Here is a 20,413-nt window from a genome sequence, read left to right on the forward strand (position 1 = left end):
AAAGCAAACCAAAGATTACAATAACAACTTAAGACCGTATTACTTCGGTCTCATAAAAAATAGACTACATATGAGTTTTTTAGATTCAGTTTTAAAAGTATTTGTAGGTGATAAATCTAAACAAGATGTAAAATCCATTACACCAATTGTTGATAAGATTAAAACCTTTGCAAGTGCTCTTGAACAATTATCACACGATGAATTAAGAGCCAAAACCGATGCTTTTAAAGCTAAAATAGCAGAAGCGAGACAACCACTTCTAGAAAAAAAGGAACAACTCCTTAAACAAGCCGAAACTACTGAAGATATTGACGAGAGAGAAGATATCTACGTTGAAGCCGATAAAATAGAAGACGACATCTACCAAGTTACCGAAGATGTACTTAACGACATACTACCAGAAGCCTTTGCTGTAGTTAAGGAAACCGCTAAGCGTTTTGTAAGCAATACTGAAATTACAGTAACTGCAAGTACGTTTGACAGAGAACTTTCAGGAAGTAAAGAATACATTACTTTAGAAGACGATAAAGCGGTCTGGTCAAACTCTTGGGATGCTGCTGGTAAAGCCATCACTTGGGATATGGTACATTACGATGTACAGCTTATTGGTGGTGTCGCAATGCACCAAGGTAAAATTGCCGAAATGCAAACTGGTGAAGGTAAAACTCTTGTTGCAACCCTACCTGTTTACCTTAACGCATTAGCAGGAAAAGGTGTTCATCTAGTTACTGTAAACGACTATCTAGCAAAACGTGACAGTGCGTGGATGGCTCCAATTTTTGAGTTCCATGGTTTAAGTGTTGACTGTATAGACTATCACCAACCTAACTCAGCTGCTCGTAAAAAAGCTTACATGGCAGACATTACTTATGGTACAAACAACGAGTTTGGTTTTGATTACCTAAGAGATAATATGGCACACTCACCAGACGACTTGGTACAGCGTCCGCATCACTACGCTATTGTGGATGAGGTGGATTCGGTATTGGTTGATGATGCACGTACACCTTTAATTATTTCTGGTCCAATTCCGCAAGGAGACAGACATGAGTTTACTGAGTTAAAACCAAAAGTTGATAATATTGCTGGTGTACAACGTAAAATGCTAACTGGTGTGCTTGCCGAAGCAAAAAAATTAATTGCCGAAGGCGACACTAAAGAAGGTGGCTTTTTATTGCTGAGAGTGTACAGAGGTATGCCAAAAAACAAAGCATTAATTAAGTTTTTAAGTGAAGAAGGTATCAAACAACTCCTTCAAAAAACTGAAAACTACTACATGCAGGATAACAATAGAGAAATGCCTAAAATTGATGCTGAGCTTTACTATGTTATCGATGAAAAAAACAATCAGGTTGAATTAACTGATAAAGGTGTTGAATTCCTCTCAGGTGAAGATGATCCAAACTTTTTTGTGATGCCTGAAATAGGTGTTGAAATTGCTAAAATTGAAGCCCAAGGTCTTTCAAAAGAAGAAGAAGCTGAAGCTAAAGAAGATCTCTTTAGAGATTTTGGTGTAAAATCTGAACGTATCCATACCCTTAACCAATTGCTTAAAGCGTACGCTTTGTTTGAAAAAGACATTCAATATGTTGTTATGGACAACAAAGTAATGATTGTTGATGAGCAAACAGGTCGTATTATGGATGGTCGTCGTTATAGCGACGGACTTCACCAAGCTATTGAAGCCAAAGAAAATGTAAAGATTGAAGATGCTACTCAAACTTTTGCAACGGTTACACTTCAAAATTACTTTAGAATGTACCGCAAACTTTCTGGTATGACAGGTACTGCTGTTACCGAAGCTGGTGAGTTTTGGGAAATCTATAAATTGGATGTGGTTGAAATCCCAACCAACAAACCTATCGCAAGAGATGATAGAGAAGATTTGGTTTACAAAACCAAACGTGAAAAATACAATGCTGTAATTGATGAAGTTACTGCCTTATCGCAAGCTGGTCGTCCAGTTCTAATTGGTACCACATCAGTAGAAATTAGTGAGCTTTTAGGAAAAATGTTATCCATTAGAAAAGTACCTCACAATGTCCTGAATGCAAAATTACATAAAAAGGAAGCTGATATTGTTGCTGAAGCTGGTAAAGCAGGACAAGTAACCATTGCCACCAATATGGCTGGTCGTGGTACTGACATTAAGTTAAGCGAAGACGTAAAAGCTGCTGGTGGATTAGCTATTGTTGGTACTGAGCGTCATGACTCGCGTCGTGTAGACAGACAGTTACGTGGTCGTGCAGGTCGACAAGGAGATCCAGGAAGTTCGCAATTTTACGTGTCTCTTGAAGACAACTTAATGCGCTTATTTGGTAGTGAGCGTATTGCGAAAATGATGGATAGAATGGGATTACAAGAAGGTGAAGTAATTCAGCATTCTATGATTTCAAAATCTATTGAGCGTGCTCAGAAAAAAGTAGAAGAAAACAACTTTGGTGTTCGTAAACGTTTATTAGAATATGATGACGTAATGAATGCACAACGTGAAGTGGTTTACAAACGTCGTCACCACGCATTATTTGGTGAGCGCTTAAGAGTGGATTTGGCAAACATGATTTACGATACTTCAGAAGGTATTGCACAAACCAACAAAGACGCCAACGACTTTAAAAACTTCGAGTTTGAGCTTATTAGATACTTCTCAATGAGTTCGCCAATTACTGAAGCAGAGTTTTCTAAACTTTCAACTCAAGACATTGCAGGAAAAATCTATAAAGCGGCATTTGAACATTATCGTGAAAAAATGGAGCGTAATGCAGAAATTGCATTCCCTGTAATTAAAAATGTATACGAAAACCAACGTGATAAATTTAAGCGTATCGTTGTTCCTTTTACTGATGGTGTAAAGAATTTACAAGTAGTTACCGATTTAGAAAAAGCTTACGAAACCAACGGTAAGCAACTTATCAACGATTTTGAAAAGAATATTACTTTGGCTATTGTTGATGATTCTTGGAAAACGCACTTACGTAAAATGGATGAGCTTAAACAGTCTGTACAATTAGCTGTTCATGAGCAAAAAGATCCTTTATTAATCTATAAGTTTGAAGCTTTTGAATTGTTTAAACAAATGCTAGACCAAGTTAATAAGGATGTGATTTCATTCTTGTTTAAAGGTGAATTACCTACAGAAACGCAAAACACCATTCAGGAAGCTAGAGCTAGAAGAAAAGAAAATCTTGAAACTTCTAAAGAAGAAATTCCAAATATGGATGAGCGTTCTGCGCAAAACAGAGCTGCAGGTAACACACAACGTCAACCAGAAGTTGTAGAAACTATTGTTCGTGATAAACCAAAAATTGGTCGTAACGATAAAGTCACCATAAAACACGTTATGAGTGGTGAAAACAAAACCGTAAAATACAAACAAGCAGAACCCTTAATCGCTAAAGGCGAATGGGTTTTGATTGAAGAGTAAAACCTGATAAATAGTTTATTATAGTCCTGATGCATTCATGTGTCAGGACTTTTTATTTGTATAAATATAGTATAAGGGATTGCCTATTTACTAGTAATCAAAACCACGGTTTTTGAGTATTTTTATCACCAAATAAAACTTGAAAATGCAGATTAAAACCATAACAACTTCTCTACTCTTTTGTATCGCCTTATCAATAATCAGTTGTAAAGAAGCTACAACAACAGCTTTAAACACTAGTAACACATTAAAACACAAAGCTGTTTTAGAATACCAAATACAATCAAAATTAGGAGAAGGCTCGTTTTGGAACTACAACACTCAAGAACTCTATTGGGTAGATATTCAAGGTAAAACATTACATATTTACAACCCTAAAACTAAGAGCAATAAAAGCATAACTGTACCTTCTATGATTGGTACTGTAGTTCCTTCAACTCAAAGTAACAAAGCTATTGTTGCATTGCAAGATGGAATTTACAGTATTGACACGAACACAGGAGATTTACAATTACTTTCAGATGTAGAGCAAGCTATAACTACCAATCGTTTTAATGATGGAAAATGCGACCCAAGTGGTCGATTTTGGGTAGGTTCTATTGCCTTTGATGAAACTCCACACGCTGCAAAACTATATATGTTGGACAACAACCAAAATGCCATTTTAAAAAAAGATAGTGTCACTATATCCAACGGAATTGTTTGGACCAAAGACAAAACCACTATGTATTATATCGATACGCCAACAAGCGAAATAAAGGCTTACGATTATAATGATGCTACAGGAGCTATATCAAATGAACGTGTTGCAGTAAAAGTGAGTGATACACTTGGTTATCCTGACGGAATGACCATTGATGAACACGATAACCTTTGGGTTGGTTTATGGAACGGAAGTGCTGTTGGATGCTTCAACCCTAAAACTGGTAATTTGATTACAAAAATTGAAGTTCCTGCGCTTAATGTAACCTCTTGTGCCTTTGGTGGTAAAAACCTAGACACGCTTTACATTACCACAGCAACCAAAGATATGGATACTGAACAACTAAAACAGTTTCCATTAGCTGGTTCAGTATTTAAAGCTGTTCCTGAAGTAAAAGGTGTTAAAGGACATTTCTATAAAGAGTAACGCTTTGATAATTTGTTTTTTAAAAAAAATAAACGATATTCGTTCCGCTAAATAATCATTTTTTTTAAAGACAATAACTCTAACCAAATCAAAACCATGAAAAAAACTGCCTCTATTTTAATGATGCTATTAAGCATCACGATATCATTTGCTCAAACAGAACTTACTGATGATGACGCTGAAGCAAAGCTTCTTGTTAATAACGATAGATTAATTGTACTAGACTTTTATGCTACTTGGTGTGGACCATGTAAGCGTATGGAACCTATCATTAAAGAGTTAGAAGCAAAATATAAAGATAAAGTTGACTTTTATAAAGTTGATGTTGATAAAAACAAAGTAGATGATGCGTTAAATGTTACAGCAATGCCTACGTATTTTTTCCTTAAAAACAGCTCTAATTTAGAAGTTGTTGAAGGCGCAATGAGTAAAGCTGAAATGGAAGACTTGATTCTAAAACATATGGGTGGCGCTGTTGCTTCTAGTTCATCAAACACTATTGATCTTGACGACTTTAGTCAATCCAATATTGACAAGTATTGGAACTCCTCTAACAGCTTAAACAGTTTAGCTTGGAATGCCTACGAAAATTATAGTGACATCAAAATTCTATTAAAAGCTATTAAAGCTGTAGAACGTTCTATTGAACTAGACCGAAATTCCCATAATACTGATACATACGCTGCGTTGTTATACAAAACTGGAAATTACACCAAAGCTTTAAAAATGGCAAAGGAATCTATTGACATTGCTAAATCAAGTGGAGAAAACTATCAAATAACTACTGAACTTATTGAAAAAATTATTGATGAGATGTAAAGCTTAAAGGCTATTCATTAAACATATAACCTATCAAAAGCTTGACTTTTTTTTTATAAAAACAGTTGAGCTTTTTTGTTATTGATATTCGTTATTGAAAGAATTTATATCTTTATTATTGTGCAACATATTGAAAAACCTTTCTGAAATTAAATGAATATTGACAAAATAATTTATGTTCTATTGTTTATTCCATTTTTATGGATTCTGATTTTTGACCAACAGAAACTGAAAAAAAGAACTGTGTTTATTAAATATTTACTAATCTCAATTGGAATTTTGATGATTGGAATTTTATATCAAAATCATTCTGAAACTGAAAATAGATTTCTTGTTTATATTGGTTCTCAAATGACATTAATATTTTTGATTTTATTTAAAATAATTAGAATTCCATACTTTATGATTTTTAAACGCGAACCTGAATTTAATGCTTACGGTGGAAAGTGGATTGATAAAATAATTACGTTGATAATCACTATTGGAACTGTAGCTTTACCTCTTTTGATTGACAGTATGATATTCAAAAAAGTAACTGAATAAAAACTACTGGCAACAACGTGTATAGTTTATTGCTTCTGAATTTCCTATCGGAAATTAAAAACCCCTTATTTATAAGGGGTTTAAGTTAAAAAGGCAACAATAAGGCAACAAATATTTGATTATAAGAACTAACCAAAGGAAAGAAATAATAGATAAAATTAGGAACTTATTAAACGATAAAAATAAAACCGTTCGTGTAGAACGGTTTTATTATTTAAACATCAACCGTTAATTAGCTGTTCCAGAGCCTAAATAAACGCTGTTTGACACGATACTACCATCTGCTGTAGTAAATGCCATAAAAAGCTCAACAGTATCTCCTGCATAGGTACTTGGAATTGTAATGATTTGAGATCCTACAGTTCTATCAGCACCATCAAGAATATACATTGATTCTTTTTTACTTGGATTGTAAACTAAAATCATTGCTTTATCGGTTGCATTTGCATTACCTTCAGCAGAGTTATCATCCCAAGTAAATTCTACTTGTCCCGCAGTTGCTAAATCTGTTGCAGGGTTCAATGCTCCTGATAGATTACCTCTACTTAATAAAGCTAAAGAATAATCAACAGTAAAGTTTGGTGCAGCTCCTGTAATAGCATTATTCAATACATAAGACATTGCTGCATTAAACTCTGTTTTTTGCACCGCATAAGATTTATACCCTTTCTTGATAAAACCTAAATTCGGTTGAAGATACTCCAAAGTAACAGTAAACTTGTTTCTTTGGTTAACTTGTCCTTCTGTTCGTGGATTTGCCACATTTGAAGGCTTAATTCTCAAATAGTCAATACCTTTCCAAGAAGCACCGACTACGTTTCCTACTTTTCCTGATACACCGCCCAGGATTCCTTGTGAAATAACACCCATTGTATATAAAAATTAAAATTACTACTTGTTCGGAGTTGGTACGGACTTGGTATAGCCTTTCACCAACACAAGTAATATATGGCAAATACTATGCTAATAGATTGATTTGGTTTTTGTTGCCCTTTGTTGCCCGATTTTGCTTTTTAGAAAATAGATTTTGTATATATGACACTTTTAAATCTGCCATTTTTGAAATGACTTTTTGTAATTCTGCTTCTTTTTGGCTAATAGCTGACACAATACTAATATGCTTCTGCAACTCTTTAGATTCATTTAGTAATGAAGTGTAGCTATATTTAAGCGTGTTTCTGCAATCATTTATTGAAATAAACGGAATTACACTACCTTTTAAATAATACGCATAGAAACCGCCTATTTGTAGCATCATTGATAAATGATAAAGGGTGTGTTTTTCTTCTTCGGTTGGTACAGTTACCACAAAGCAATTAGGACAGGGATTTATTAAAGGCTTTCCGCTGTTTTGCCCTTTGTTCAGGATAAAAAAATGAGGTTGCGAATAGGTTCTTCCGATTTGGTGTGTTTTCAGTTCAAAAGTTGACATAGCTATCCAATTTAAAATTGCTTCGCTACGCTTCGCACCATTAATTTTTTAAAAGAAAAACAATAAAAAAAGAAAGCCGTATGTTCTTGTGGCGTGGATAAGGCTGTCAAGGTTTTTGGAAAAAATACTACCCTCTTTTTTAAATAATATTGGGGTGGAGATTTTTTTCAAAACCCGTAGGGCGTGACCTTTATAGCCTTGCGCGTTGGCTGTGGTAGCCACATATATTTGCTACCTTTTTTTATGTATTTTTTGTTGTTCTAAAACATCTAATATGTCTTCTTTTTTATAAAAAATTCTGTTGCCCATACGAATTGGATTTAAAATGCCGTGTTTATTCCAGGAATGTATTGTTACTAAACTTATCTTTAAATAATCGGATACTTCTTGTCTTGTTAGGATTTCATCATTTTGTTTTTTAGATAATTCTTTAAGGTAGTTTTCAATTTTAAACATTAGTTTATCTGCTACCGCATCTGCTAATTCATCTGCTGTAACTTCTGTGATTTGAATTGTTTTTGTAATCATCTTGTTTTCTTTTTAGTTAATTGATTTCCACTTTTTGGGGCATAAACTCTTAAAAAAATAGGTTATTACCAATTTGAGCGTTGGATGAAGCGTTTGTATGGGTAGCGTTTTAAATAGTTGTTTGATAAAACAGCATTTAAACAAGCTACTTATACAGGACATTTAGGCAATAGCTTTTTGTTTTTTTGAGGAACGAGAAAAAGCAATATGCTATGGCTTATTACTACATTTTATGAACCTATTTTTTTATAACCGCTGACTTGGGTGGTGGGGAAAAGTGGTCTTTTATATTTGTTAACGAAATGAAACAAACAAAGACTTGAGGTAAGGAATACTTGGACTTAACGATGGTTTTGTGCAGCTTGAATGAGATAACGAATATGCTTCATTTTAATCTAAAATTTCAAATGGTTATTGTTTCAATTTAGTTCGGATTTTTATTAAAAGTTCGGATGTGAGCGTGGGAAAAGCGGCTATTTTACATAATGGCGTTATAACTACAGCTTTGGTGATGCGGTGGGTGTAGCGGCTGCTATTATAACTACCCGTTATGTAAACATAGCTTGGGGTGGTTTTTGGTGTGCGCGTTGGGAACAGCTCTTTGCTTTTTTATTGTACCACTTTTTAAAATATACCCGCAAATAAAATAAGCAATGTGCTGTGTGAGGGTTGGCAACCAAAAACTACAAGTGCGGTGGATAGCGGAACAAAACAAAAGACAGAGGATTTTGAGGTACGAAAAAACTGGGTTTTGTTTTGTGGGGACAATTACCAACTCATTCGTTGTAATCTAACTGCATTTAAAATTGCTAATAATGCTACTCCTACATCTGCAAAAACTGCTTCCCACATTGTAGCTAAACCACCTGCTCCTAAAATTAAGACAATGACTTTAACACCAAAAGCTAAAATGATATTCTGCCAAACAATTTTTCGTGTGGAACGACTTATTTTAATGGCTCTAACTACTTTTGAAGGTTGGTCGGTTTGAATGATAACGTCTGCTGTTTCAATAGCTACATCACTACCCAAACCACCCATTGCAATTCCAACGTTACTTGCTGCTAAAACAGGCGCATCGTTTATACCATCCCCTATAAATGCTACTTTATTTTCAGGATTCTTTTTTAATATTTCAACTTCGTTTAACTTATCTTCTGGAAGTAAATCACCTTTTGCATTTTCGATGTTCAACTCTTTAGCGACTTGTTGAGTAATGGAATCTTTGTCACCGGAAAGCATCATAATATTTTTGATACCAACTTTTTGTAATTTGACAATTGTTTCTTTGGCATCTTCTTTTAATTCGTCTGCTATTACCACATAACCAGCAAACTTGTTATCTATTGCAACTAATACAATAGATTCTACAATATTTTCCGTTTCCGCTGGGACTTCTATATTATTAGTAATCATTAATGCTTTATTACCTACTAAAACTGTTTTACTATTTACAATTCCTTTTAATCCTTTACCTGCAATTTCAGAAACGTCTTGAGCTTCAAAATCTTCTCCTTCTGATTTATACTCTAAAATTGCTTTAGCAATTGGATGCGTGGATTGTTCTTCCATCGCCATTAAATATTGCATAAATTCGGTTTCTTTCCAATCAATTGCTTTTACTTCTTTGATTTTAAAAACACCTTTAGTTACGGTTCCTGTTTTGTCCATTACCAAAGTATTTATCTTGGTCATTGCATCTAAAAATGAAGCACCTTTAAATAATATTCCATTTTTTGAAGCTGCTCCCAATCCACCGAAATATCCTAATGGAATTGAAATCACTAACGCACAAGGACAAGATATTACCAAGAATATTAATGCTCTGTATAACCAATCTCTAAATATATAATCATCTACAAAAAAGTAAGGTATAAAAGTAACACCAATAGCCAAGAACACTACAATTGGTGTGTAGATACGAGCAAACTGTCTGATGAATAATTCTGTTTTAGACTTACGAGCTGTAGCATTTTGAACCAAGTCTAATATTCTCGCAATAGAACTATCTTCAAACTTGTTGGTTACCTCAACTTCAATAACACTTTCTAAATTGATACTACCTGCGTAAACCTTTGCTTCTTTTTGAATGGAATCTGGTTTGCTTTCTCCTGTTAACGCAGCTGTATTTAAAGATGCTTTTTCGGATAATAAAATGCCATCCAATGGAATTTTTTCACCTACACGAATTTGAATTTTCTCTCCAATATTGACAACTTCAGGCGAAACACTTTTATAATCTCCCTCACGAAATACATTGGCTTCTTTAGGTCTAACATCTAATAATGCTTTTATATTTCCTTTTGCACGATTTACAGCAGCACTTTGAAATAATTCGCCTACTGCATAAAATAGCATTACTGCAACACCTTCGGGATATTCACCAATTATAAACGCACCAATTGTGGCAATAGACATTAAAAAGAACTCGGTAAAAACATCGCCTTTTATAAGATTTTTCCATCCTTCTTTTACCACAGGAAAACCAACAGGAATATAGGCTACCACATACCAAAGAATACGAATCCATCCAGAAAAATGAGGAAATGCTTCAAAATAATCTACAGCAATACCAACTATTAACATTACGAAACTGAAAATAGCTGGTAAATAGGTGTTTAAATTTGAAACACTTTTAGGATTGCTATGATTGTGACCATCATCGTGAGAATGTTGTTCTTCTGAATTTGGTTTTAAATCTCTTAAATTGACTTTCTTTTTTTTCATTTAGTTTTGTTTTAGCAACAACTTTTGTTTTGTTGAATTGGTGGACAAGGAACTGTACCATAAGAACAATACACACAACAATCACCTTCGTTTGGTTTTAGTACCGTTTTACAATTCTCGCACTCGTAAAAGAATTGACAAGCATTTGTTGGCATATCTTCTTCTTTTTTATGTCCGCAGTTAGGGCAAGTGATTTCCGATTTTAATATGGTTTTCATTAATTTTCTTTTTTATCAGTTACTTTATAACCTGTTGCGTTAATTGCTTTCTCAATTTCCGCTTCATTTGTTTTAGTTTTATCATACTCAATGATTGCGTTACCATTTTCGTATGATGTTTTTGAGTTTACAATTCCGTTAAGTTTATTTACTTCGTGGTTTACGTGAGCTTCACAACTGGCACAAGTCATTCCACTTATTTTATACTCTGTTGTTTTTATATTTGATTTATCAACGACAACAATTTGTTTCTCTGAATTGGGATAAAACATACTTGAGTAGTATGGGAAAGCCAACAACACTATTGCGAATACTGTTACAACACCTAAAAAGGTTTTTGACTGCATAAATTTTGGTTTTTCATCCGTTTCACATTCACAGTCTATTTCTTTTTCTGGTTTTAGTTTTTGATACCAAGCAAATAGAAGAACTACTATTGTTAGCCCTATTAAGTAAGGTCTAAATGGTTCTATCCAAGAAAAAGTTGAAGCAAATCCACTTGTTCCCGCGATTAGAGCCAAAACTGGGGCTATACAACATAATGAAGCTGTAATTGCTGTAAGCAAACTTGTTATCGCTAATTTACTTTTCATAATTACTTAATTCTTTGATTTCAAAAATGCAATTAAAAACAGTGCAATGGAAGTGCAATTATTGTCCACTACATTTATCACAAATACCTTTTACCACCAAATTTACATTCTCTGACACAAAACCATTTGGCACTTTTATTTGAGGTATTTTATGTTCTGTTAAGCAAATGGTTTCATTGCAATTATTACAATGGAAATGTAAGTGCAAATCGGTTTCAATTTCACAATTACATCCCTTTTCACATAATGCATATTTTGTAATCCCTGTACCATCGTCTATTTGATGCACAATAGCCTTTTCTTCAAAGGTTTTAATAGTTCTATATAAAGTGGTTCTGTCTGCTTTTGAGAAAGCATTTTCAATATCACTTAATGTTACCGCTATCTCTTTTTCTGCAAGAAACTTATAAATTAACATACGCATTGCTGTAACACGAATATTTTTTGACTCTAATACTTGTTCTATTGTTTCCATAATTAATCGTGGTCTTCCGCTTCTCCTTTTTTCATTTCTGCCATAAGATAATAAGCATTGTTATAAGCGAATTTTGTGTTTTCATCTATTTCTTCAGTAAATTTAATTGCTACCCATTTGCCATCTTTTTCTCCAACAATCACTTCAACAGGTTTAAAGCTCCAATCATCATTTTCTTTTTCTCCTGAAAATATATAATGTTTATCTCCTTCTTTAAAAATGGCACTTTCCGGTAATGCTTTTGCTTGGGTATTATCTACTTGAATTTTACCTTGAATATACATACCAGGAATTAAGTTACCTTTTTTGTTTTCTATTTCTGCGTGAACGTGGACTGCTTTTGGGTTGTCCTCAAAGGTTATGCTTACGGAATAGATTTCTGCGGTAAGTTCTGTATCTGGTATAGATTGTACCGTAAAGTTTACTCTTTGACCCTTCTGTACTTTATGGACATCTTTTTCAAAGACCATTAAATCGGCGTGAACGTGATGCGTATTTACAATTTCAAATAATTCGGTTTGCGGTTCTACATATTGTCCTGTTTTTACTTCAACTTTTTGTACGAAACCCTCTATTGGACTTCGCAATGCTATGCGTTGTGAAATTGTGCCATTACGAACAGAAGTTGTATTGACGTTCAATATTCTTAATTGCGCTTCTAAACCATTAACCATTGCTTTTGATGCTTGATATTCTGCTTCTGCTTTCTGGAAATTAGCACCAGAACCAACACCAGCATCGTATAATTTTTGTTGACGTTCATAATTTTTCTTTGCAAGCTCGCTATTGCTATAAGCGTTTAAATAATCCGTTTGCGCTTGTATGATATTTGGGTGCGATAGATAAGCCACAACTTGACCTTTATTAACCTTATCACCTTCAATCACTTCAATTGAAACGACATTTGCACCAACAACAGTAGTAATAGCTGCTTCGTTTTGTGGTGGTACTTCTAACGTTCCGTTTGCTTCTACATAGCCGCTCATATTACGTAATGCCAACGTATCTATTTTCATTTTTAAAGCATCGAATTGCTGTTGTGAAAGCATTACTTCTTCGCTTTCATTATGTTCTTCATTAACTTCTGTTTTTTCTTCCTTATCGTGGGAATGACCATCATTCTCGTTATGATTTTCTTTATTTCCGCAAGCTGAAACAAAAATGGTTAACACCATTACGGTAAGAATTTTATATATTTTATTTTTCATTGTCTTATTGATTAAAATATTGTAATTGAAATGTGCTTTCTAAATAGTTTACTAATGCAGTCTGTGCTTCAAGTTCCGATTGAATTGCTTCTTTTATCAACTGCGTAAATGCAGTATAATCAATTTCGCCTTCTCTGTACGCCAGTAATGCACCTGTTTTTTGCTCTTTTGTTAATGGTAAAACTTGGTCTTTGTAAAACTCCCAAGACGTTTTCCATTTGAAATAATTTTCTTTAGCCTGAACAAACCTTGATTGTACTTCCTGTTTTTTGAACGCTACGTTGGTTTCTGCTATTTCTTTATCAATTCTGGCACTTCTAACTTGTGCTTTGTTAGAACCTGATAAAAACGGAATTGAAATTCCTGCTTGATAGGTGTAAAATCCTGAATTGCCATTGACACGCTGTAAGCCACCTTGAAGATTGAACTTCGGTAAATTATCTGCCTTTGCAGCTTTATATTTGGCTTCTGCTTCATCTACAATGTTCTGCGACATACTGTACAATGGATGATTTTCAATACTGAACGTTTCCATATCATTCTCCATCACTACGTCAAACTCATCTGAAACTGTAAAAACTTCTTCTGATACCAACCACAAATTGAATTGTTGTAAGGCAATAAGATAATTACTATAGGCTTGCGCTTTTTTATTCTGAATTTGAAACGCTTGATTTTTTGCTGCTGAATATTCTAATTTAGAAATGGCTTCGACTTCATAATTTAAAGCTACTGCTTGTTCAAATTTGGAATAAATGGAATCCAGTTCTTTATACAAGTTATAGTTCCGTTTCATTTGATAGCATTTAGACCACGCTTTTTTTACTTCCAATTCCAGTTCCAATTCGGAAAGTTGAAAGGCTTTTTGTGCTAACTGAATGCGTTGTTCTTGTAACTTCCTTTTTGAACCAATACCAAACACATCAATATTAGATTGACCAATACCTATGGTTGTATAGATGCCATTACCACTATTAATTTCTTCACCACCTGTAAAAATTTGAGTCGTTCCGAAATCATAGGCAGTCGCTTTTAATTGCTCTTGTTTTGTAATTTCCAACTGCTTTTGTTTGAGCAATGGATAATTACTTTTTGCGAGTTTAACAGCTTCCTGTAATGAAATTTCGGGAATTGTATCATTCAACTCTTGAGCGTTACTTTGTGGTGAAAAGCCAAACAGTAATAATACAACTGCTGTTGCTGTTACTAACTTTTTATTTGGCTTAAACGTAAAAGATTTATTTTCTACCCAATGGTATAAAATAGGTAACACAAATAGTGTTAGCAAAGTAGAAGTTAATAATCCACCAATAACTACAGTTGCCAAAGGACGTTGTACTTCTGCACCTGCTGATGATGAAATAGCCATTGGTAGAAAGCCTAACACATCTGTAAAAGCAGTTAGCATAATAGGTCTGATTCTTCGTTTAGTGCCTTCAACTATTCTATCCTTTAGATTGGTTACACCTTCTTCTTTTAATTCGTTGAGTCCACTTATCATTACCAATCCATTTAAAACTGCAACGCCAAACAACACAATAAAACCAACACCTGCCGAAATACTAAATGGCATATCACGCAACCATAAGGCTACAACACCACCAATGGTTGCCATTGGGATGGCTATATAAATCATTAAGGTTTGAGGTAGTGATTTTAATGCAAAGTATATTAGTATAAATATGAGTAATAAGGCGATAGGAACAACGGTTTGTAATCGGTTGCTGGCACGTTCCAGATTTTCAAATGCACCACCATAGCGAATAAAATAACCCGATGGTAGTTCCAATTGTGCATCTAATTTTGATTTTATTTCAGTTACCAACGATTTTACATCTCGACCTCTGACATTGATACCTACATAGGTTCTTCTGTTGGTATTGTCTCTACTTATTTGCATTGGTCCTGCTTTGTAACTTACATCAGCTACTTCGCGAAGTGGAATCTGTGCACCAGAAGGTAAGTTGATAAACAAATTTTGCACATCTGTTATGTCTTTACGATTATGAGAACTTAACCTAACCACCAAATCAAATCGCTTTTCTCCTTCAAATATAGTACCTGCTACTCCTCCTGCAAAAGCTGATTGCACAATTTGATTTAACGTGTTTATTTGAAGTCCGTATTGTGCCAATTTATTTCTATTGTAAGTAATGGTCATTTGTGGCAATCCTTTCGTAGCTTCTGCTCGCATATCACCTATACCTTCAGTACCTGCAATAATTTTTGATATTTCCTCTGCTTTTTGAGCGAGGATGTTTATATCTTCGCCATAAAGTTTAACAGCAATATCTTCTCTAATACCTTCAAGCAACTCGTTAAAACGCATTTCAATAGGTTGGGTAAACTCATAATTAACGCCAGGAATAATTTCGACTGCCTCTTTTATTTCTTCAATGAGTTCATCTTTTGAAGACACTGTTGTCCATTCGCTTTTAGGTTTTAGGATTACAAAAATATCCGCAAAATCCATCGGCATTGGGTCTGTAGGCACTTCGGCAACACCAATACGACTAACAATTTTTTCTACTTCTGGAAATTTTGCTTTTACTATTTGCTCTATTTTAGTGGTAGTTTCAATGGTTTCAGTAAGGGAACTACCTGGTTTTAAAATAGCGTGAAAAGCAATATCACCTTCATCGAGTTGCGGGATAAATTCACCACCCATTCTTGAAAACATAAAAACGGTTATCCCAAACAACACAACTGCAATACCAATTACCCATTTACCTTTTCGCAAGGCTCTAACCAATATAGGTTGATATTTGTCTTCAACCCAATGTACAAATCTATCTCCATAAGATTTTTTATCATTTTTTGGTGCTCTTAACACTAAAGCAGACATCATTGGCACATAGGTTAAACACAGTACCATTGCACCAATCATAGCAAAAATAAAGGTCAATGCCATTGGTTTAAACATCTTTCCTTCAATACCTTGTAAGGCTAAAATGGGTAGAAAAACGATAAGGATAATCAACTGACCGAAAAACGCAGCGTTCATCATCTTTTTTGAAGCATTAGACGCCACTTTATCTCGTTCTTTGGATGTAAGCTGTTTCTTTTTTAGTACTTGTGATGCAATGAGAAATACTGTACTTTCTACAATAATTACAGCGCCATCAACTATAATACCGAAATCTATTGCTCCCAAACTCATTAAGTTTACCCAAACATCGAACACGTTCATTAAAATAAAAGCGAATAATAAGGATAATGGTATTGTTGAAGCAACGATTAAACCACCTCGCCAATTACCCAATAAGAAGATAAGCACAAAAATAACTATCAATGCACCTTCAATAAGATTTGTGGTTACAGTAGAAGTTGTTTCTCCAATTAATTTACTTCGGTCTAATAAGGGTTCAATAATTACACCTTCAGGTAATGACTTTTCAATTTGAGCCATTCGCTCTTTTACATTGGCAATAACATCATTGGAATTTGCACCTTTTAGCATCATCACCAATCCACCTACAACTTCACCTTCACCATCTTGGGTTAATGCACCGTAACGTATGGCAGAACCGAATTGCACAGTTGCAATATCATTAATAGTTACAGGAATATTATTAACGGTTTTTACCGTAATTTTTTTAATGTCTTCTAAACTCCGTACCAAGCCTTCTCCACGAATAAAATTAGCCTGATGGTTCTTTTCAATATATGCACCACCTGTATTTTGATTATTGGCTTCAAGTGCATTAAAGACATCTGTAATGGTCAATCCAATTGCGTTTAAATCGTTTGGGTCAACCGCGACTTCGTATTGTTTAATTTTACCGCCTATGGCGTTAACCTCAACCACACCTTCTACCATTGCCATTTGACGTTGTACAATCCAATCCTGCATTGAGCGTAAATCTGCAATGTCGTATTTGTCTTTATACTCTGGTGCTACTTTTAAGGTGTATTGATAAATTTCCCCTAATCCTGTGGAAATAGGTCCCATAGTAGGTTCTCCAAAACCAGCTGGAATTTGTTCTTTGACTTCGTTTAGTTTTTCGGCTACTAATTGACGAGGTAGATAGGTTCCCATATCATCGTCGAATACGATGGTAACAACCGATAAGCCAAAACGAGAGATTGACCTAATTTCCTTTACATCAGGCAGGTTGCTCATTGCAACTTCCACAGGGTAGGTTACAAATTGTTCAATATCTTCTGTACCTAAATTAGGTGCTTGTGTAATAACCTGTACTTGGTTATTGGTAATGTCTGGAACAGCATCGATTGGCACTTTGGTCATACTCCAAATACCTGCTCCAATTATGGTAAGCGTAAGCAAACCAATAATGAATTTGTTATTGATTGAAAAATCAATGATTTTATTAATCATAGTAAAATTTTAATTCAGTTAAACATATCATTTTGCGCTTCGCGCAAAATAAAAGCGAAGCAATGCTTTTGTTAAAAAGCATTGCGTAAGGATATAGCTATCCTTTAAAAAACTGAATTATGCCTGTGGTGGCTGTAAAATGGAAGTGGTAAAATCTTTTTTTATACCGTTTAAGTAGAGAAAATCTTGAGAAGAAATGTATTTAAACTCAAATTTTATTTCTGCGAATTTGAAATAAGTTACGTTTAAATGGCAACATTGGCAAATACAAAATGGGGAACATAAATCTGCATCTTGATGTTGGTGGTTATCACCTAAATCTTGAGAAATTTCTGTTTTAACTTCATTGTCAAAAGTACCTGTATCTTCACAAGGCACTAAATTTAGTGTGAAGATATAGATTGACAATATGAATGCTAAAAATTTCATTAAGGCAAATATAAGAATTTTTTAATGCAATGGTTGTGCAAAGAAAAAAGGCTTCGGATTATAAAAACCATAAGGTTTCTTGACCAAAAGGTGGTATTTCCTTGCTTTCAAAACGAGGTGCTATTTCTGCAACCATTTCAGGATATTTAATTGTTATTGGTACGTTTTGTTGACGTAAGGATTTCCAATATAGCCTACTAAATTGATACACTTGCTCTATTAGCTTTCTAATCATTTTACTATCATTTAAAGCCTCTGGTGTAGGACTTGATATTTTAAGTTTTATTGGAAATGAGTAACTTGAATGACTTGGGTATTGAACTGTTGTCTTATACCTTAAATTATTAAATAAAAGATATTTGTGTTCATCTTTCCTGCCTATATTTATAAAAGTACCACTCATAGGTATTAGCTCACCATTCCAATTTTGGTCGAAAGCAATTATATCTTGAGATTTTGTTTTATTGATATTTAAAACAAATAAAGGACAAGGCAATTTAAGTTTATCCATCATTTCTAAAACAGGTTGTATTTCCTCATCCTTCATATCCTTATAAAAGTGAATAACTATTTTTTCAGGTATTTGGTTTGTTGGTACGTATTGATAGATAGCATCACTTAATGCACCCCCTAACTGTTTAACATCAGATTTACTGAAATAATGAAATTCATTAAATCTTCCATTATTTTTAAAACTAAATGCACTCGCTACATATCGAATGTTTTCTTCGGTATTTTTAAATGCACCCACACCTATAACTAATTCATTTTTAGGTTTGACATTTAGTTGCCAAGGTGTACCATCTAATTTTGCTAATAAGGCTAATGATATATTGGTTAAATCGTATATGAACTTATGTTGATTTCTTCTAAATCTATCAAACTCTATTACTTGAGATATAATTCTTTTATATAAAAGCTGTTCTTTAACCTTATAATACACTAACCTTTTTTCAAGATTAGGTTCGTGCTTGTTAAAAGGACTTAAATAAATAGCAACATAATTAATATTAGGGTCAGATTTAAAATCTTTTATGCCTTTTGAAATTTGAGGTAATGGATTTTCTAAATCATCAAATACTATATTGACATTATTATCGAAATGTGCTAAAACACCTGCATAAATATTTAAACCTTTATACCAACTTGTACCATCTTCTAATAACTCTTGAAGCTTTTCTACTTCTTTAGTATAACTTGTATGATGTATAAAGAAGAAATGCACATTATCTAACTGACAAGGGTTTAAAGGCTTTAAATTTTTAAAATCTATTTTGGGGTTTCTACCGACACCATTTTGAAACACTAAATCATTGCTTTCATCAGTAACTTCACCTATTCGATTTATTTCTACAGGTAAGTAATCGTCATTATTAACAGGGATAACTTTCTTAAATTCTTCACTTAAAATGAAATGTTGAATAAACTTATCGATTTTGTGTTTATAACCAATATATTTATTGGAATCATCTTTGGGTTCTGGTTTAATTTTAAACGCATTACGTAAATCGTTATTCAAAATGGCAAAAGCCTTTGTGTTATCATCAATAAATTCCTTTTCCTTATGATATTTTAATAACCTCATTTTATATACAACTTTATTAAGATTTGTTGTTGAGGTATGTTTTATAATTTCAGAAATAGGTTTTTTAAACACTTTAGCCATACCATCATAAGAAATAACTAACTCACCATATTCACTAACTTCTTTAATTTGTACTTTGACCGTAAACTTATAATACTGCGCGAAACTTTTATTTTGATATGATCTATTACCTATCCAAATTTGATTATCATTCACAAAGTTTTGACCAACAAGTTTTTTAATGCTATTAAAGAATTTTTTGATACGCCAATTATAATAGTGTTTAATTAAGTCGGTTGGTTGTTCCTTTAGATTGAGTGATAAGGGATGATAGCCTTCTTTTTCGTAAATAAACGATGTGTATATGAAATCAGGGTTTTCTTCTTTTATACCAGGAAACAATTCTTCAATATTGGTTGGAAACTTTGTTTTATAGAGCTTTTGAGCATTACCAATTTTCTCTTTACTTAAATAAAAAGTTATTGGTTTGTCTGGTAAATCAAACGTTATGATATTGAAATAAAGTTCCTGACTCATAAGACTTGGGTTTATTAATTCTACTTCTTGCTCAATCTATTAATTTTTTGTTCTACAATTTTGAGGATTTCCGTACTGTTCTTTTCATCTTTTAACATAAAGACAATTTTATCTGCCATCCAGAATTGAAGCAATTCATTTTTATTTTGTTTTAATACTTTGGCTAATGCTTCAGCTTGCTCTTTACGAGCCATACGAGTACCACGTTCAATTTTACTTAAAAGTGCCGTATCAATATTCATTTGAGAAGCAACTTCTCTTAATAGTAATTGTTGTTCCTCTCGTATTTCTCTGATGTATTCGCCAAATGTCATTTTGGGGATATTTTGACTTGTCAATATTTGTCTAATGTAAGAAAAAGAAAATAAGAACTAACAAAAAGATATTAACAATTATAAACAGGAAATGAGGAAGTTAAGGATTTGAG

16 protein-coding genes are annotated in these 20,413 nt (G+C 33.6%); 4 read left to right on the top strand and 12 right to left on the bottom strand.

All coding sequences use genetic code 11. The annotated features are described in order from the left end of the window. Nucleotides 1–70 precede the first annotated feature (70 nt). The 4 genes from secA to OD803_RS08605 all read left to right on the top strand — a co-directional run bounded on the left by secA (nt 71) and on the right by OD803_RS08605 (nt 5,915). Complete coding sequence (gene secA, locus OD803_RS08590; protein WP_262733132.1) at nt 71–3,424, top strand: preprotein translocase subunit SecA; 3,354 nt, start codon at nt 71–73, stop codon at nt 3,422–3,424. Nucleotides 3,425–3,569: 145 nt separating this feature from the next. After that, nucleotides 3,570–4,553 carry an SMP-30/gluconolactonase/LRE family protein gene (locus OD803_RS08595; RefSeq protein ID WP_262733133.1) on the top strand — a complete coding sequence of 328 codons (984 nt, stop codon included), beginning with the start codon at nt 3,570–3,572 and terminating at the stop codon, nt 4,551–4,553. A gap of 96 nt (nt 4,554–4,649) precedes the next feature. Next, the gene (locus OD803_RS08600; protein WP_262733134.1) at nt 4,650–5,372 is read left to right on the top strand and encodes a thioredoxin family protein; all 723 of its coding nucleotides are present in this window, start codon (nt 4,650–4,652) and stop codon (nt 5,370–5,372) included. 153 nt (nt 5,373–5,525) lie between these two features. Next, on the top strand, nt 5,526–5,915 hold the full coding sequence (locus OD803_RS08605) for a hypothetical protein (protein ID WP_262733135.1): 390 nt from the start codon (nt 5,526–5,528) through the stop codon (nt 5,913–5,915). A gap of 228 nt (nt 5,916–6,143) precedes the next feature. On the opposite strand, the gene OD803_RS08610 is transcribed toward OD803_RS08605, so the two are convergent. The 12 genes from OD803_RS08610 to OD803_RS08665 form a co-directional block, all read right to left on the bottom strand. Further along, nucleotides 6,144–6,785, bottom strand: a complete 642-nt coding sequence (locus OD803_RS08610) for a DUF6266 family protein (protein ID WP_223077118.1) — start codon at nt 6,783–6,785, stop codon at nt 6,144–6,146. Nucleotides 6,786–6,873: 88 nt separating this feature from the next. Further along, on the bottom strand, nt 6,874–7,347 hold the full coding sequence (locus OD803_RS08615) for a DUF6943 family protein (protein ID WP_223077119.1): 474 nt from the start codon (nt 7,345–7,347) through the stop codon (nt 6,874–6,876). Between the two features lie 231 nt (nt 7,348–7,578). Next, nucleotides 7,579–7,875 carry a helix-turn-helix domain-containing protein gene (locus tag OD803_RS08620; RefSeq protein WP_262733136.1) on the bottom strand — a complete coding sequence of 99 codons (297 nt, stop codon included), beginning with the start codon at nt 7,873–7,875 and terminating at the stop codon, nt 7,579–7,581. Nucleotides 7,876–8,643: 768 nt separating this feature from the next. Next, complete coding sequence (locus tag OD803_RS08625; RefSeq protein ID WP_262733137.1) at nt 8,644–10,602, bottom strand: heavy metal translocating P-type ATPase; 1,959 nt, start codon at nt 10,600–10,602, stop codon at nt 8,644–8,646. 11 nt (nt 10,603–10,613) lie between these two features. Continuing rightward, nucleotides 10,614–10,820, bottom strand: a complete 207-nt coding sequence (locus tag OD803_RS08630) for a GDCCVxC domain-containing (seleno)protein (protein ID WP_084176750.1) — start codon at nt 10,818–10,820, stop codon at nt 10,614–10,616. Further along, nucleotides 10,820–11,413, bottom strand: a complete 594-nt coding sequence (merTP, locus tag OD803_RS08635; RefSeq protein WP_036122966.1) for a mercuric transport protein MerTP — start codon at nt 11,411–11,413, stop codon at nt 10,820–10,822. The genes OD803_RS08630 and merTP overlap by 1 nt, the downstream gene beginning before the upstream one ends. Before the next feature lie 58 nt (nt 11,414–11,471). After that, nucleotides 11,472–11,888: a Fur family transcriptional regulator gene (locus OD803_RS08640; RefSeq protein ID WP_262733138.1), complete on the bottom strand. Its 417-nt coding sequence runs from the start codon at nt 11,886–11,888 to the stop codon at nt 11,472–11,474. Nucleotides 11,889–11,890: 2 nt separating this feature from the next. After that, nucleotides 11,891–13,096 (bottom strand): efflux RND transporter periplasmic adaptor subunit, encoded by a 1,206-nt coding sequence (locus OD803_RS08645; RefSeq protein ID WP_262733139.1) that lies wholly within the window; start codon nt 13,094–13,096, stop codon nt 11,891–11,893. 4 nt (nt 13,097–13,100) lie between these two features. Further along, nucleotides 13,101–17,435 (bottom strand): CusA/CzcA family heavy metal efflux RND transporter, encoded by a 4,335-nt coding sequence (locus tag OD803_RS08650; protein WP_262733140.1) that lies wholly within the window; start codon nt 17,433–17,435, stop codon nt 13,101–13,103. Nucleotides 17,436–17,552: 117 nt separating this feature from the next. Beyond that, nucleotides 17,553–17,864: a DUF6660 family protein gene (locus OD803_RS08655; RefSeq protein WP_105045957.1), complete on the bottom strand. Its 312-nt coding sequence runs from the start codon at nt 17,862–17,864 to the stop codon at nt 17,553–17,555. Nucleotides 17,865–17,922: 58 nt separating this feature from the next. Then, nucleotides 17,923–19,986 carry a Piwi domain-containing protein gene (locus OD803_RS08660; protein ID WP_262733141.1) on the bottom strand — a complete coding sequence of 688 codons (2,064 nt, stop codon included), beginning with the start codon at nt 19,984–19,986 and terminating at the stop codon, nt 17,923–17,925. Between the two features lie 20 nt (nt 19,987–20,006). Beyond that, nucleotides 20,007–20,300: a helix-turn-helix domain-containing protein gene (locus OD803_RS08665; RefSeq protein ID WP_262733142.1), complete on the bottom strand. Its 294-nt coding sequence runs from the start codon at nt 20,298–20,300 to the stop codon at nt 20,007–20,009. Nucleotides 20,301–20,413 lie beyond the last annotated feature (113 nt).

Source organism: Gaetbulibacter sp. NE, from assembly GCF_025548475.1.
In the GTDB taxonomy this organism is placed as follows: domain Bacteria; phylum Bacteroidota; class Bacteroidia; order Flavobacteriales; family Flavobacteriaceae; genus Gaetbulibacter_B; species Gaetbulibacter_B jejuensis.